Genomic DNA, 16,239 nt, shown 5'->3' with positions numbered 1-16,239 from the left:
TGCTGGGGGATATCAACCTAGTCCGATCACAACCTCCCTAGAGAGAACCAAGGGAAATAGATTGAGCACTCGGCGAAGCCACCAATGGTACATCCTGCAACTTCAGTAAAAAGGAAATAAATGAGACTGGGAACAACTTCTGGAGAGCCACCCAAGTCTGATTATGCTTTGGGCTAACTGGAGAGTTACCGAATAATACGCTAGTGATTTCGGATTTCTCCAGATTACCCCCCCAGAAAAAGCTAAGACTCAACATTCCACTTCTCCGAAAGAAATTGCTTTGTACCCTAGGGAGCAAAGTAGCGATGGCGGCATTAGTCGGGTTGGGCTCTTTTCTGACTGCCCAAGTTAAGGCACAGGATTCAGTCGAAACTCAAATTACTTCGTCGAGTCCGGAGAAGATATCCGGAGTCGGTCAATTCTGGCACTATTCTCAACTCGAAACGCATAAGCACAAGCCTCTCGAACTGGACCTGACTCTGGACGTTTTGCACTACGATCCGGAATGGGGAAATCTCTGGGTTCGGAACGAGGGTATCGGAGCCTATCTACCCCTATCCGGCACCCCTCTCGAATTCGCATCCGGAAACAAAATACGAATGAGAGGAACCATGGTGCCCTCTCTCGGCCTAAAATCTGAAACTCTCAGTATCGAGGTAATTGAGGAAAACACCTTTCCAGAGCCCAAGCTGTACTCCGGAAAAGATGCAGACTTCTCGAATGCCGACCTCCAATTCGCAAAAGCTCAGGGTTACGTAGACAGAATCCTATTCGAAGATGAAACCCATCTTGCTTATGACTTTATCGTTGGAGGTCAGAGACTTGAACTACGGGTTTTGCTGGAAGATACAAATCTTCGCCCTCAAATAGTAGGCTCCTTTGTTAGCGCGTCAGGGGTGATCGTGCTTACGCGAAACTCCGACCCCACTCTAAACAGCGCCGCTATCTGGTGCGATGCTTCCACTGGTTTAGCTACAGCTCCGGAGCTTGAGGAAAAGATCTCACAAGCCCCTCGGATAAACATCTCCCAACTGGCCGAGCAAAAAGTTGGCGAACTAGTATCATTGCCCAGTCTCGTATACTCAAAGGTCCCTGAACAACCTCTCATCGTTCGCGACGAAACTGGCCAAATCGCAGTTTCCGTTGAGCAGGAAAGCGAGCTTGAGAGAGGGGACAGTGTCGAGCTCTTTGGATACACTGCCAAAAACGGGGCGGAATGGACTCTGGAAAACGCCACGTATCGACCAATCAACGACAGTCAAATCATCCCCCAGCAGGCTGACTCGATATTGCACCAATTCAGGTTGGTCGAACAAGTCTTAGAGCTTCCTCTTGCAGAGCAGAGTATCGGACATTCAGCTGACCTGTCTGGTGTACTCACGTATGTCGATCCGCATTCTCGCTTCGTCTACCTCCAAGATTCGACGGGAGGAATAAGGGTTAACATATCAACACCCCTTCGTTCTCAGCCATTCGTTGGGGAATCAATTTCGGTAAAAGGAAAAATCCAAGAAGGGAATTTCACTCCCGAGGTAGTGGCCGAGTCTCTCCAGATCGCAGGATACCTCCCTATACCGAAACCTGTAAAAACCAACTACGAAGAGGCCATTTCAGGATCCTTAGATAGCCAATGGGTTCAGATATCTGCCTATCTAGAAGAGGTAGAATATGAAAACGACTGGAGTCACCTCCTCCTTTCAACTCCTCATGGAGACTTTAGAGCAAAGCTGTACAAAGGAGATGCCGCCTTCGAAGTCGGCGACACCTTGGAGCTGAACGGAGTACTCGTTACAGAGGTAGACAAGCGAAAGTACTTTAAAGCGATCCACCTCTACATTCCTGAGCAAAGATTCGTTCGTGTCGCGATTCCCTCACTCAAAAACCCATTCGATTTGCCCCTTACAGACATAACCTCGCTCAGAGCTTATCAAGCGATCGGCCAAGCAAACCAGTACCGGCATATACAAGCAACAGTTGCCCATCACGATTTGGGTCAAACCATATACCTCAATGATGGCCGCGATTCGCTAAGAGTGCTCAGTCACACCAATCAAGAGTTTCTGCCTGGGGACAAAGTACAAGTCGTCGGTATCCCGCAAAGATCATCAACTGGACTTTACTTTCGGAACGCTAAAATCCAAAAAATTGGAGACAGCGAGGCACTCGCTCCCCTCTACCTTGGTAAAAAGCTTCCTTATCTAAACCTCGCACTAGATGGACAACTAATCAGTGTGGAAGCCAAACTAGTCGACACTGCCGTATCCAATAATCAAATTCGATTATTTCTACAATCCGGAGACTCCGTTATAGAAGCTTCAGGCAAGAGTTCGAATTTCGAAGCCGTAATGCATCGCCTGATTCCCGGAGCTAAGCTCGGCATAACTGGAATCTACTATATTGTTTTCGATGAACACTCTTTACCCGCCGAATCATCTATTCTACTGAGAGGCGAAAACGATGTCGACATACTCAAGTATGCCCCTTGGTGGACCCCAGGTCGCATCGGAGCAGCCCTATTTATTTGCTTTGCGGCCGTTGTCGCAGGCGGATTGTGGAGCTTGTCTCTCAGAAGAGTTATCAGAACTCAGACCGAGACTATTCGTCAAAAAGCGGAGAGCGAAAGGCTCCTCGAATCGCAACATCAGGAGCTGATCCGCAACGTATCCGATTTCATCTATACACTAGATTTCGAGGGAAATTTCCTCTCCTTCAATGAAGCGGGAGAGGAGCTCACTGGATACACTCAAGCCGAGTCTAAATCGATCAACATCTTTGCCCTTCTCGGCACCCGGCATGCCTTGCTTGTTCGGAATATACTAAGGAAGGGAAGATACGCGCCTACAATGTCTCTGGAGCTGCAAATCCACCGTAAAGATGGGTCGCCGCTTTGGGTCGAAGTCAATTGCGGCTTCGTACGCAAAAACAAGGAGGCGGTCTACGCATTCGGAATAATGAGAGACATCGATGCTCGCAAGCAAGTGGAAGCCGAACTTACTAGGGCCAAGGAAAAAGCGGAGGAAAACACGCGAGCAAAGAGCGCGTTCCTTGCCACCATGAGCCACGAATTGAGAACGCCCATGAACGGCATCATCGGCATGACGGATTTGCTCCTTGGTTTGGAACTAAATAAGGAGGCAAAAGAGTATAGTGAGACGATTCGCGATTCAGCAAATTCCCTCCTCGTTCTCCTAAATGATATACTAGACTTATCCAAAGCAGAGGCTGGCAAGCTTACTCTCGATCCACACCCTTTCAACCTTGCTGAAGCAATACATCAAACGACTACGCTACTCGGAACTACCGCGAAAACCAAGGGTATCGACTTGAGGTCGAAGGTCACTGAATCAATACCGCTAGAACTCATGGGTGACGCAGGTAAGCTGAGGCAAGTCCTCCTGAACCTGCTAGGCAACGCAATCAAGTTTACGGAACAGGGATTCGTTTCGTTAAAGGTGGAGCTAGAGGACGATGCCGAAGATAAGCTAACCTATCGTTTCAACATAACCGATACTGGTATCGGCATACCTCCCGCTGCCCAAACAAAACTCTTTAATAGCTTCGTACAGGCTGACAACTCTCATGCACGACGTTTTGGAGGCACCGGCTTGGGTCTTAAGATTTCGCAAGAAATCGTTCAATTGCTGGGTGGTGAAATAGGTCTGGAGAGCACCGAAGGCCAAGGCTCGCTTTTCTGGTTCACCGCCGTATTCAATAAGACATCACAACAAGAGCTTCCTGATACCAAAGAGGGCAAAAGGAAAAAGAAAAAGCTTAGATGGACAGGACCCGCCATAAAAATCCTCGTTGCGGAGGACATGCCCATCAATCAGAAGGTAACCTTGCTGCAGCTTAAGAAGCTCGGATTGGACGCGGATCTGGCTGAAGATGGTTTTCAGGTCCTCGAGATGGTTAAGAAGAAGCGTTACGACGTCATCTTCATGGATTGCCAAATGCCGGGAATGGATGGTTTTGAAGCGGCAGAAAAACTCAGAGAGTCGCGCGACAACGATCGCATATTCATAACTGCCCTTACAGCCAACGCAATGACCGGAGATCGCGAACGTTGCATGGAAGCAGGGATGGATGACTACGTCGCCAAACCGACACGTCCGGACAAACTCTTAAAATCCTTGCTCAAAAGCATAGAAAGCTCCAGCGAGAGCCTTGCGTCATAGACGAGGCATCTCAATTGTATCACTATTCTGGCGACACTTCTCCTAACACCCTCGTAAAAGAGGGCTCGCGCCATTGCGTAAATTCATTCAGTTTTGGATTTAAACGACGATGAGCGGATCAACGGACTTGAAGCAACTGATACAGACGATGTCTCCCACTCTATCGGAAGAGTCATTCGTCATTGCGACCTTAAGAGACTCTCATCTACCTGAAGGGCTTAAGGCGAAAGGTACCTTTTACGAATCAGAAGGACTCACCGTCTTTTGCGAAAAGGCAGAGGCCATCCGCTGTGGGATTCCTTTCGATTCGGTATTTCGCTTAATCACGCTGGAGGTTCATTCATCCCTCGAAGCCGTGGGATTCCTGAGCCACATCGCCCAAGCGCTAGCCGCTTCAAATATATCGTGCAATGTGGTTTCGGCATACTTTCACGACCACTTGTTGATACCGGAATCCCAGGCGGAGCTCGCCCTGCAGGTCTTGCAACGACTCAGCCGGACAAGTCGCTAGGAATCTTCTACTTCGAGATTTCTATAGGTAGCCAAGGGACCTTCAGAAAAGCTGAAGGCAAGCATCAGCTACTACGTCTACCCAAAAATCGAAGCCCATGGCATACTGTGGGCGTCATGAAAAACAATCCAACTGAACTCAGTAAACTGCTATCCTCTATCGGAGGATTTTTTAAAGCCATCCACAACTCTCTCCCCGACGTCAGCCCCTTGCCTGTCGATCCAAAGCAGCCAGGATTTAAAATCCTAGTGCACGGCGTAGTGGTCAGCATTAAAACCGGTAAGCCAGAAAAGGAAGACGAAGAGGAGGACGCGATGGCAGGGGCTCACAAACAGTTGAATCCTTCGCCCATATCCGCCTAGCTGTTCCGAGATCGAAACCTAAATGGAACTCTACCAGCTCAAAACATTCGCAGCGGTTGCTGAGGAGGGCACTCTCGCCAAGGCAGCCATGCGAATCTTCGCCAGCCAACCATCGGTCAGCGCCCATATAAAGGCTCTTGAGGACGAGCTGGGACTCGTTCTCTTTGAGAGAAGCTCTCGCGGCATGCTCTTGACCAAGGACGGCGAAGCCCTGCTAACCCGAGCCTACTCAATCCTGAAAGAGACCGCGGAGTTGAACAACTTAGCGAGAAACCTTCAGTCCAGTCCGTCCGGAAAACTCATCATTGGCGTCAACTCCGGTTCCGCTGAAATCCCTCTGGACAAAATAGCCCAAGCTCTCAGCGAATCCTGTCCCAACCTGCAGCTTGAGTTTCAGCACAGTTCTTCTGGATACATAAAGAAAGGAATTCTCGCGGGAGAAATCGACGTCGGCTTTTACGAGGGGGAAATAGATTCACCCAAAATCCTGAGCTCAAAATTCCGCGAGAACAAGGTTCTGGTAATAGCGTCTCCAAAATATCAGGACGAGCTCACTGACGCGAGCTGGTTAGAGCTGCAAGAGCTGCCTTGGGTCTTCAAAACCCCGGACTGCAGCTATTATCAGCTCATGGATCGAATCGTAAAGGCCCACGAACTTACGATCCCAAAACGCTACACCATAGACGAAGAAGGTACCTGCTTGCAGTTTGTCAGAAACGGGGCCGCCCTATCCCTGATGGGCGAAGCCCTTGTAGAACAAGAGATCGAAAACGGCGAATTGATTAAGTGGGACGGCTTCGATTGCACTCTCTCCCACAACCTCATTTGCCTCGGTTCACGTTTTCAAGAACGCCAAATTCAAGCCTTTATCGACGCTAGTTCCCCTATCCTAAATCTAGCCAAGCTCCAATAAAACCCAATTCAACACACCATGAACACTATTACCGAAATTTCCCGTCTCAAAGCCCCTGCAGACTTGCCCCAATCCTTAGCCTGGCACGCAGACGCTCTGTGGATGGGTTCACTTGCGACTAAACGCATCTACCAAATTGACGTGGAGACTTGGACGGTGAAATCCGAGTTCCCAGCTCCCGGAAACCCATTCGGCATGGTTTCAAGTGGAGAGGAACTGCGGGTGCTCTGCGGCGAAACCGAAGAGGACAATCGATTCATCCGCCGGCTAATACCAGCCCACGGTTTCGACACAGCTTTCAAGATTCAGTGTCCAGATGATACTGGTTCACAGCTCGGCTTCGACGGTAGCTCCCTACACGTTAGCCAATGGTATAACCAAGTCGTCCTGTCGCTCAGTCCCAATGGTGACGTTTTAGAAACCTACCGATCGCCTCGAGGGATCTGCGGGCAGGTCATCATAGGCGATTACATTTACATCGCCAACACAGCAGACGAAGAGACAAACGACTACTATCTCGGCCGAATTGATACGAAGAGCGGGGAATACGAAGACTTGGCAAACATCCCCTTTCAAGCACGAGCCCTAGCGCACGATGGAGAATCCTTTTGGACCAACCACAGAGCTGCCGGAGAAACCGTAAAGTTCAGCCTCTAGTCGAGTACCCAACTCCAAAGCGGTCCCGGTTCAATTACAACGCAGCAACCGGGATTGCTTCCTCTGGCGCACCATCATCGAAAACGACACGTCGAGCCATTTGCTCGATCGTGTCTTCATCGAGGCCGTAGATAGTTCCTAGGATCGAATCAATCCTCGACAGGTAGGAACCAAGCGGCTCGTCACCACTCCATTTGGCGATATTGCGGAAAGTACCTTTGTTGACGCCTACGACTAGGCGAAAAGTTCTCATCCCATCCTTGCCGGGCACGGTCAGTTCTTCTTTCACGTTGGAGAGCGGGACTATTCCCTTTTTCCCAAAGAGCCCTTTCGTTCCCACAACATACATCAGGGGCTCGCCGTTCTCACCGCTACGCCCCAGGCCAAGCACGTGACCCAAGCGTGAACTGCCATCTGGACCCACAACTTCCGCCCCAATCATCACTTCGGGCGAAAGGTCTGAACTTACCTGCGAGAAAGACGCAGTAGACCAGATTAGCGATATTACGAAAACGATCGGTAGATAGTATTTCTTCATGGTTGATTTCCTCTAAATCGAAGCTGCTAGGTCTGTGCCAACTGCATAATAATTTGCAGCCGACTTAGCTTGTGGTCGATATAGCCACTCCACCTGCCCCTTAAACATGCCCCAAGCCCTCATCTGAGTCCAGAGAGTTCCAGTTGACAAGGAACTATGCACGACACTCCACCGCAGATGGCTGCGCATTGAAACCCAACGACACTGCATTTTCACGCCTCGTTCAAATGCTTGAGAAAGCCCAGGACATCCATTCGACAGGACAAATAGATCAAAGAGTGACCTGTGAATGTGCAATATGTGATAATTCTTCAGGCTTGGTTTGACCTCTTCCGTTACTAGCATGGCCTTGGAGCGAACCCCCAAAACAAAGCTATGGAAATTAGAAATCACCAAGTCCGAGGCCTATTCGCCTCGTTGAGGAAAATAGCGGCGGTCGGTATAGCCAGCGCCTTAGCAGCTACCACCGTAGCTCAAAAATTCGAGGGGCTCGCCCTCACTCCTCCCATGGGTTTCAATACCTGGAACACTTTCGAGTCCAACATTAGCGAGGAACTTATCCTAGACACCGCTCGCGAGATGAAGGCCAATGGGATGCTCGAAGCCGGCTACGAGTACATCGTGCTCGACGACTGCTGGTCTCTTCGGGAACGCGACCCGGAAGGTTATCTAGTGCCCGACCCGGAGAAATTCCCCAACGGCATCAAAGGCTTGGCGGACAAGCTCCATGAAATGGGCTTTAAAATGGGTATCTACAGCGACGCCGGTAAAACCACTTGCGCCGGTTATCCTGGGAGCCAAGGACACGAGTACCAAGACGCCCGTACCTTCGCCTCTTGGGGAATTGATTATCTGAAATACGACTGGTGCGCCACCGGTACTCGAGACCCAATCGAAGCCTACACCACCATGCGCGACGCCCTCTACGCAGCAGGTCGCCCCATCGTATTCTCAATTTGCGAATGGGGTACCGCCGATCCATGGCTCTGGGGCGAAGACATTGGACACCTATGGCGAATCTCCGGCGACATTTACGACTGCTGGGATTGCGAACAGGAATGGTCGCGAGGATTCAAAGTTATCCTGGACCTATACCACGACAAGAAACCTTCCGTGGTTGGGAACGACGGATTGGGCATGTACTCGGGACCAGACGGCTGGAACGACCTCGATATGCTCGAGGTCGGAAACCCCGGTTTGACGCTGGCGGAATCCCGTTCCCACTTCACCCTCTGGGCTATGGTCGCCTCTCCTCTCATGGCCGGCAACGACATGCGGATCATCACTCCGGAAATCGTAGATATCCTCACCAACAAAGACGTTATTGCAGTTAACCAGGACAAAGACGGCGTGGCCGCTTGGCGCTACCGCATCGTTCCCGATAGCTACGAGATTTGGATCAAACCCCTCAATGGCGGAGATTGGGCAGTCTGCGTTCTGAATACAGCGGACGAAGCTCAGGAAATTCACATCGAATGGGAGCGACTAGAGCGTGCCATTCAAGGCGAATTCGATGTGCGTGACCTCTGGGCAGACAAGGATCTTGGCGACACCCACACAGACCTCACCGCTGAAGTAGGCAGCCACGACGTACTGATGATGCGTCTGACCAAGAAGTAGATCTGTCCCAAAACAGTCTGGCCTCGACTGAATTGAGGCCTCGCAATCTGTGCAAAAATTGACACGTCTTTCCTCCATGAGGGAAGACGTTTTTGCTCGTATAGATGGCGGTGCGGAAGAAATACGCACCAACACGAGCTACTACTGGGACAACTCTAAACGGCTAGAATCCAACCGCATAAACCTGCAGCGCACCCTCTCGGGTGAAGGCTTTTTCGAAGAATCAAACGGACGACGCTACGCAGTGCCCCAAGGGACCATGATGGCCTTCACGCAGCGGGAAAACTCCCGCTATGGCTATCCTGCCACTGGTTCACAGCCATACCACCTACAGTACCTATCCATCGACTCATCCGCTTCCGCCAACCCTTTATTTAACCGTATCCGTCAAGATTTCGGTCCGGTTCTATCCATCCCAGATCAGTCCGAGTCAGGGATCCTTTTCCAAGAAGCCTACGAGCGATTCAACCAAGGCAACTTTCGAGATCGCTACCACGAATCGGAACTGATCATTCGCCTCTTCACGGCAATCTATCGCCAGCAGGTAGCGGAGACTCAGGGCAGCAACCCGATCGAATACTGTTACCACCTGCTACACAACCGCTACGCTGACGCTATCACGCTTAAAGGCATCGCTAAAACGTGCGGCGTGACACGGGAGCACTTAATCAGAGCGTTTACCAAGCGCTACCACACTTCGCCCGGCGCAATGCTGAGGGAGCTACGCCTCTCCCACGCCAAGGGTATGCTGGAGTCAACCTCCCTTCCCATCGAACAAATTGCTGCCGCATCCGGGTTCTCGTCCTCCAACGTCTTTTGTAGGGCGTTTCGCAATACATATCACACCAGCCCTGCTCGGCATAGGAGCTTACTTCGGTAAGCCAACCCTGATAACGAAAAGGACGCCCCTCGCGGGACGTCCTTTCGATAAACAAAACTAAGATCAGGAAAAAACGCTTAGAATGAGTAGCGTGCTCCGATTGCTACGGTGCGGCTGATTAGCCAGTTACCAAAGTTGTGAGTCTCTGGGTAAACGTAGTAGCTCTTGTACTCCTCATCAGTCACGTTGGTTGCATCGAGTGTGATCTTGAAATCATCCGACACATTGTAGGTGAACTGGAAGTCCAAGCTCTGCTGTGGTTTACGCCATACACCCAGTGGGTTAGCGAAAAGAGCAGCCTCCGCATTGTTCAGCCAATCTTCACGCCAAACGTAGGAGAGACGGGAACTCCATTTTTCCTTTTCGTAAGCAAGCACGGCGCTGTAAGAAGAATCGGATACACCATAGAATGGGCTAGACTCGGTTCCAATGACAGTACCGGTAGCATCCGTAAGCGGAATATCCTGAATGGAATCGAGCATCGTGTAAGCTGCCTGTACACCGAAGCCGTCAAGTACGCCTGGCAAATCCTTTGGGAAGTAAACCCAGCCGATCTCCACGCCTTCTAGCTCACCGTTGGAGGTGTTGTCCGGCTGAGAGAGGATGTAATCGTAACCTTCGTAGGTAACACGGTTACGGAAGCTAACCACTAAGCCTTCGATATCACGTCTGAAAAGCGTCGCATGGAGGGAGCCAGCGTTTTCCATGTAGTATTCGAAAGCCAAGTCGTAGTTCTTGGATGTAGTAGCAACCAAGTTTGGATTACCACCCGATGCGGTACCGTAACCGATACCAGTTACGTCATCCACGTAGTTGATGATTGGATTCAGGTCATTGAAACCTGGGCGACGAAGCGTTTCACCGTAGCTGAAACGAATACGGAAGTTATCTGCAGCATCGTAGCGAACGGTGAAGCTTGGCAGAATGTCGTCTGTAGAAACGGATGCATCCGTGAATGCGCCAGCGTCGGAGTCATAGAAAGACATGTCTGTATCCACATTTACGTAACGTAGACCAAACTGACCGTCTAGGTTCTTGCCGCCGAGCTCTGTCTTGAAGTTAGCAACTGCATACGCAGAGGTCGTTACTTCATTCACGTCAAAGACGGTTTCTAGAGCATATAGAGGATCATCGAGTCCTGGCAGTCCGTACCAACCGAGTACTTCTTCATGGTTTTCCCATGTGTAGTAAGCGTTTGGAACGAGGTAGGAATCAGGAAGGTCGGAACGACCGTCGAAGAAGCCTGTGCTTTGGTAAACCAAATCTGGGTAGTCTGCGAGGTTCGCGCCCAAGAACGGTACGTATCCTAGACGTTCGTCAATGTAGCGATCCGAGAACTTAGCGCCACGGTCGTCATAACGAAGACCAAACTTGATACCGTCGATGATCCCTGCCTTGAGGTTGTAGTCACCGTCGATGAGTAGCTCCATCGAATCGCCTTCGCTCTTATCGGCGTTGTCCCAAAGCTGAGCTACGTTCCAACTAGCTGGATCGTTGAGGTCATCGGCTTCGCCGAAGTTCCATGCAGGGAATCCACTGGCCGAGTTGAAGTCGACGTCGATCTCGCTGTGAACACGGTCGAGACGCATCGCGAAGAACTGACCTTCGTAAACGCTATCTTGGAAGGAGAGGTCAGCAGTCAGTTTGAACTTGTCGCTGATGTTCCACTTACCACCCAAGGCATAGAGATAACTGTCCGTCTTCCCATTGAAGTAGTCACCACTTTGGAAGCCGTATGGGAAGCCCACGTTGTCACGAGACTTAACGATATTGGTTCCTGGATACAACTCTACGTTTGCAGCGGGATCATCGCCAAGAGAACCCCACCAGTCCGCAAAAGCGAAGTGCAACTGGTTGAAGGTCTCAGCACGGTATCCGTTGTAGAACGCTTCGAAGGTGTACTCCGCATCCTCGTTGGGAGCATACTGCAGGGAGATGTTTGCAGCGGGACGCTCGCGCGAACCATCGAGTGTATTACCAAATACCGCGTCACGAGAGAGAACGTATTCATATTCCTCTCCATTGACCGTGAGAGTGGATCCTTCATCGAAAGGCAAACCGTTTTCTAGACCAGGAGTCCAGATAGCCGTATCGAAGATACGTTGATAGGGAACGTAACCATCTGGTTGCTCGTCTGTCCAAAATGGAACCATCGCCCCAGCGGTTACGCTTTGATCGCGGTAGTTAGTTTCCGCATACGACAAGTTAATCAAAGCACCAAACTTTGCGCCATTGTCCAATTCCCAAGTGTTGGTGTAGAGGGCGCTGATATTCGGATCGAGAGAATCGGCCAATTCCTGATAGATACCACGAACGGCAACCACAGTCTTTTCGCCGTCGAAGTAGAAAGGGCGTTGCGTCTTTATGTCGATAACACCGGCGATCCCTTGCTCTATCTCGGCAGCGGAACGTGTCTTATAAACATCCACTCGATACAAAAGTGATGCGGGAATATCCTGCAAAGCCACCGAACGCCCAGTAGACGTAAAGATGTTACGCCCGTTAACGGTTGTCGCGATGTCGCTCAAACCGCGAATGGAAACCGATGAAACTTCACCCGATGCACGGTCAGTGACCTGCACGCCAGTGACGCGTTGCAACGCTTCAACAACGTTGTTGTCTGGGAACTTACCAATGTCTTCCGCCACGAGGGCGTCGACCATTTGGAAAGATTCCTTTTTGATTTCGAGACCTTCGATCAAACTTTCACGAATACTGCCTTCTACGATGTAAGGGCCGAGTTCGAAAATTTCATCGTCTTCGTCGGTAGCCTCTTGCCCGTAGGAAGAGGTTGCGCCGCAAACGAGCGAAAGCACGAGCGCGAGCGAATAGCCCAAGGACTTTCGGCGGCGTGCAGCCGATCCGAGAGCCCCGGTATTAGCGGGGAGGGTATTTGGGGTCATATGGTAGTGTTAGTTAGATATAGTTTTGACTGGGTTTAAGGTACTAAAATTAGAAAACTATCGAGGAACTATGCCTCTATCGGGAAATGCGCGTTTGAGCGGTAAAACCCGTCAATATAGAGTATTTTAATTAATAATTATTTTCGGGGTGCCGTGTTTCGAGACGCAGAATTACTCCTGCTCCGTCAACTCTGGCCAACCATCTTCGGTCCAATTCAAGGCTTCAATATGAAGCTTGGGCAGCCCTCGCTCCGTATTTCCGTCGTATCCATGAAATATAACATATTCCACTCCGTCCAATTCGCAAACGGCATTGTGCCCTACTCCCTGCCAACGCTCGTCTCCGCTTTTGAGTAAACTTCCGCCACCATCTAGGAGAGCGTGGCCTTGCTTATCGACATACGGGCCAAGTACATCCTCCGAACGGCCGTATATCATGCGGTAGGTGCTATCCAAACCGCGACAGCAGAAATCGATCGACGCGAAGAGGTAGAAATATTGCCCTCTTTTGTAAATGAAAGGTCCCTCGATGGCAGTATTGCCAGCCACGGATATTGTTTCACCTGACTCCAATGTTTCAAATGCCTTCACTCGACTGGCCAAAGGAAGCGGTTCCACCTCGGGCTCAACAATCCGAGTCATGTCAGCGTTAAGTTCCGCGATCTTGAGTCCGCTCCAGAACGAGCCGAATGCCAGATAGGGAGTCCCATCCTCATCGAGAATCAGATTCGGATCGATCGCGTTCCAGTCATCACGGTCAGGCTTCGATTGAACCACAATCCCCTCATCAACCCATTTGAAACTAGGGTTCTCAGGATCCAATGTCGTATTCGTGGCAAGTCCTATACAGGAATTGTTTTTGCCAAATGTGGATACAGAATAATAGAGGTAAAATTTACCGTCGTGGTAGCTGATGTCCGGAGCCCACATGTGTCCCTGAAAACCAGCGACCTCTTTGTTCGTCCATTCCGGCACAGGATCGAAAATGGGTCCCTGCATGGTCCACCGTTTCAAATCTTCAGATTTCCAAACCGTCACCCCTGGTCCAGTCGTGAAGAGGTAGAAAGTCTCTCCATCCTTAATGATTACTGGGTCGTGAGCGACCACGTCATGAGGAAGCAGATTAACCGCTTCTGACACGTCAGCCGGTTCGTCAGCATGGCAGGACGCCAACACTGAAAAGCCGCAAACAAATAGTAGACTCTTAAAAAAGCGATTCATCCGAAACGGAGCCTACGAAGTTAGGCGTTCATCGAAGATGGGCATGCCTGAATCGTCCCATAGCAACTTCTTAACGAAAGTATGGCGATTTGGATCCCAAAGCGGATCACCTTCGATTTCAGTATATTCACGAGCGTGATACACAAGCAGGTCATCTTTTCCGTCTTCTGAAACGGTAAAGCTGTTATGACCCGGGCCGTAGTGCTTGCACTCTAAGTTCGAACAAAGAACTGGAGTCTTGCTTTTGGTCCAACTACTGGGATCGAGCAGATCGCTATCCTGGTCTGCGTAAAGTAGGCCCATGGCATAGTTCTCGTCCGTAGCGCTCGCAGAGTAGGATAAGAATATCTTCCCGTTTCGCTTGAGGATCGAAGGCCCTTCATTCACCCAAAAAACACGGATTTCCCAATCGAACTCCGGGATACTTAGCCGGACCGGATCGGTCGCAAGTGTCAGAGGCGTATCCATTTTAGCTATGTAAAGATTGGAATTTCCTTCGATACCAATCTCCTTTTGAGCCCAGACATAAAACAAGTCGCCACCATGTTCAAAAGTAGTCGCATCTAGGCAAAACGTGTCGATACCGGTATCAATCTGAACCGGCTCGGACCATTCCCCTTCCAGCGGATTTTCCGCCGTAGTGCATATGGCATACATTCGATGCTGGAACAGATCATACTTGATCTCCCGCGATGGAGCCCCTGCAAAATAAATGTACCACGCACCTCGATTGTAGTGAATTTCTGGAGCCCAAATCAGATCAGAAAACGGACCTTCATCAGGCTTTGTCCAAACCGTAACCTTTTCGGCTTCTACTAACCCTTCTATCGTCTTCGAGCGTCTTAGCTCGAGGCGATCGTATTCAGGCACTGAAGCGGAAAAATAGTAGTAGCCGTCTGGAGCCTTGAGTATATGCGGGTCCGCACGTTGCAAGATAAGTGGAGTCGGTTGTGTTTCCATAGCCAAAATCGTCTAAATTTTCGTATTTATACTTCTACTACAAGGTAACTATTACTCGGAATCCGCGGGTTTCAGGATACCGCTTTCCTCAACCATATTGTCATAGAATTGGTCGGTAATCTTGTACTTGTACATCATCACTCCGAGAAGTGCGTGAAAGAACCCAGGTATCACAGTAAGCATGAGAGCGATGCCTTTGAGTGTGTTCTCCGACTGGACGACATCTTTCTCGTATCCAAAGTAGCTGAGAAGCAAGCCAACCACTAAGCCGGCAAAAGCGCCCCCTGCCTTCTGGCAAAAGGAAATACCTCCAAACGCCAAACCTGAAACGCGCTCCCCGTTTTTGAAATGGCCATAGTCTACCGCCTCAGCGATTGCCGACCAGAAAACAGGCGCATGCAAATCGACCACGAAGGAAATCGCCACATAGAACACGAAGGCCATTACTATATCGTCCGGCGTCACTACCAGATACATAAGCACACTAATCACTCCGGTCAGGATCTGAGACCAACGGAACAGGCCGACTTTACAATACTTCTTGGTTATCCAAGTGGAGGCGACCATTGAGATAGTCGCTGCAATAATACCGGAAGTCATAAAGCTGGACTGAACCCACTCGTTTCCTCCCAAGTAATATTTGGCATAGAAAATCGCTACGCCTCCACGAACCGCATACCCCAGCGTTCCCACGATACAAGCAGCTGCCAAAACAAGCCATTGATCGTTCTTTAAAAGCAGTGCGACTTGTCGACCAATCGGTTGCTTGTCCGCCTTGTGCTCGACTCGCTCACGGGTGGTGAAAAAACAGGCCAGTAAAAGCAACACGCCGATACCCGACATCAAGCCCATCGCCAACTGGTATCCACGCCCGAGATCGCCATCTGGACCGCTCCACTGCTTGGCTAGAATTGGTACTGAGAATACGATTACCGCGTTTGCGATCTTAGCGAAAGTCATGCGATAGCCGTTCGCCGACAAACGCTCCTTCGTATCCGAAGTTAGGACACCGATATATGAAATATACGGGATGGCCACCCCAGTGAACATCAAGGTCGCAAACAGATAAGTCGCGTAGGCCCAGATCAACTTCGAGGCGTAGTCGAAGTTTGGAGTCGTGAAAAGCAGCATCATCGAAACCCCGTACGGAAGGGCTAGGATGAGGAAATACGGCCGAAAGCGCCCCCACTTCCATTTGAACTTGTCCGTGATCAGGCCCATCATCGGATCTGTGAAAGCATCCACAAAGCGAGCGACCATGAAGAGCGTGGCCATGTGTACCGGATCTAGACCGAAGATATCGGTATAGAAGTACGACATGAAGTAGAACAAGGCCGCCACCATGACATTGATAGACATGTCACCGGCGCCGAAGCCTAACTTTTCAATGACGCTGAGTTTAGAATTTTTCATGAGAATGACTTCCTGAATGAAGACAGAGACGTACCAGCGAATTCGACCAGAGAGGCTAGTGCCGATGTCAGTCGAAGACTAATACA

Annotated in this window: 12 protein-coding genes; 7 read left to right on the top strand and 5 right to left on the bottom strand. The window is 50.2% G+C overall.

Annotation, left to right across the window (positions count from 1 at the left end):
• Window positions 1-305 precede the first annotated feature (305 nt).
• The 5 genes from H5P27_RS14965 (at window position 306) to H5P27_RS14945 (ending at window position 6,618) form a co-directional block, all read left to right on the top strand.
• Window positions 306-4,175: a PAS domain-containing hybrid sensor histidine kinase/response regulator gene (locus H5P27_RS14965; protein ID WP_185661198.1), complete on the top strand. Its 3,870-nt coding sequence runs from the start codon at window positions 306-308 to the stop codon at window positions 4,173-4,175.
• A 109-nt stretch (window positions 4,176-4,284) separates the two neighbouring features.
• Window positions 4,285-4,686, top strand: a complete 402-nt coding sequence (locus H5P27_RS14960) for an ACT domain-containing protein (protein ID WP_185661197.1) — start codon at window positions 4,285-4,287, stop codon at window positions 4,684-4,686.
• Window positions 4,687-4,802: 116 nt separating this feature from the next.
• On the top strand, window positions 4,803-5,048 hold the full coding sequence (locus H5P27_RS14955) for a hypothetical protein (protein WP_185661196.1): 246 nt from the start codon (window positions 4,803-4,805) through the stop codon (window positions 5,046-5,048).
• A 22-nt stretch (window positions 5,049-5,070) separates the two neighbouring features.
• A complete protein-coding gene (locus tag H5P27_RS14950; RefSeq protein ID WP_185661195.1) occupies window positions 5,071-5,961 on the top strand; it encodes a LysR family transcriptional regulator in 891 nt (296 codons plus the stop codon).
• 18 nt (window positions 5,962-5,979) lie between these two features.
• Complete coding sequence (locus H5P27_RS14945) at window positions 5,980-6,618, top strand: NHL repeat-containing protein (RefSeq protein WP_185661194.1); 639 nt, start codon at window positions 5,980-5,982, stop codon at window positions 6,616-6,618.
• A 34-nt stretch (window positions 6,619-6,652) separates the two neighbouring features.
• Here H5P27_RS14945 and H5P27_RS14940 read toward each other — a convergent pair whose 3' ends face one another.
• Window positions 6,653-7,156: a hypothetical protein gene (locus tag H5P27_RS14940; RefSeq protein ID WP_185661193.1), complete on the bottom strand. Its 504-nt coding sequence runs from the start codon at window positions 7,154-7,156 to the stop codon at window positions 6,653-6,655.
• Window positions 7,157-7,531: 375 nt separating this feature from the next.
• Between H5P27_RS14940 and H5P27_RS14935 the strand changes: the two genes are divergently transcribed.
• A complete protein-coding gene (locus H5P27_RS14935; RefSeq protein WP_185661192.1) occupies window positions 7,532-8,776 on the top strand; it encodes a glycoside hydrolase family 27 protein in 1,245 nt (414 codons plus the stop codon).
• Window positions 8,777-8,825: 49 nt separating this feature from the next.
• A complete protein-coding gene (locus H5P27_RS14930) occupies window positions 8,826-9,656 on the top strand; it encodes a helix-turn-helix domain-containing protein (RefSeq protein ID WP_221774729.1) in 831 nt (276 codons plus the stop codon).
• A gap of 77 nt (window positions 9,657-9,733) precedes the next feature.
• On the opposite strand, the gene H5P27_RS14925 is transcribed toward H5P27_RS14930, so the two are convergent.
• The 4 genes from H5P27_RS14925 to H5P27_RS14910 form a co-directional block, all read right to left on the bottom strand.
• On the bottom strand, window positions 9,734-12,559 hold the full coding sequence (locus H5P27_RS14925) for a TonB-dependent receptor (RefSeq protein ID WP_185661191.1): 2,826 nt from the start codon (window positions 12,557-12,559) through the stop codon (window positions 9,734-9,736).
• 171 nt (window positions 12,560-12,730) lie between these two features.
• Window positions 12,731-13,780 carry a family 43 glycosylhydrolase gene (locus H5P27_RS14920; protein WP_185661190.1) on the bottom strand — a complete coding sequence of 350 codons (1,050 nt, stop codon included), beginning with the start codon at window positions 13,778-13,780 and terminating at the stop codon, window positions 12,731-12,733.
• A gap of 12 nt (window positions 13,781-13,792) precedes the next feature.
• On the bottom strand, window positions 13,793-14,740 hold the full coding sequence (locus tag H5P27_RS14915; RefSeq protein WP_185661189.1) for a glycoside hydrolase family 43 protein: 948 nt from the start codon (window positions 14,738-14,740) through the stop codon (window positions 13,793-13,795).
• 51 nt (window positions 14,741-14,791) lie between these two features.
• A complete protein-coding gene (locus H5P27_RS14910; protein WP_185661188.1) occupies window positions 14,792-16,153 on the bottom strand; it encodes an MFS transporter in 1,362 nt (453 codons plus the stop codon).
• Window positions 16,154-16,239 lie beyond the last annotated feature (86 nt).

The organism is Pelagicoccus albus (assembly GCF_014230145.1).
Lineage (GTDB): Bacteria > Verrucomicrobiota > Verrucomicrobiia > Opitutales > Opitutaceae > Pelagicoccus > Pelagicoccus albus.
This window is presented reverse-complemented; position numbering and strand designations above follow the sequence as displayed.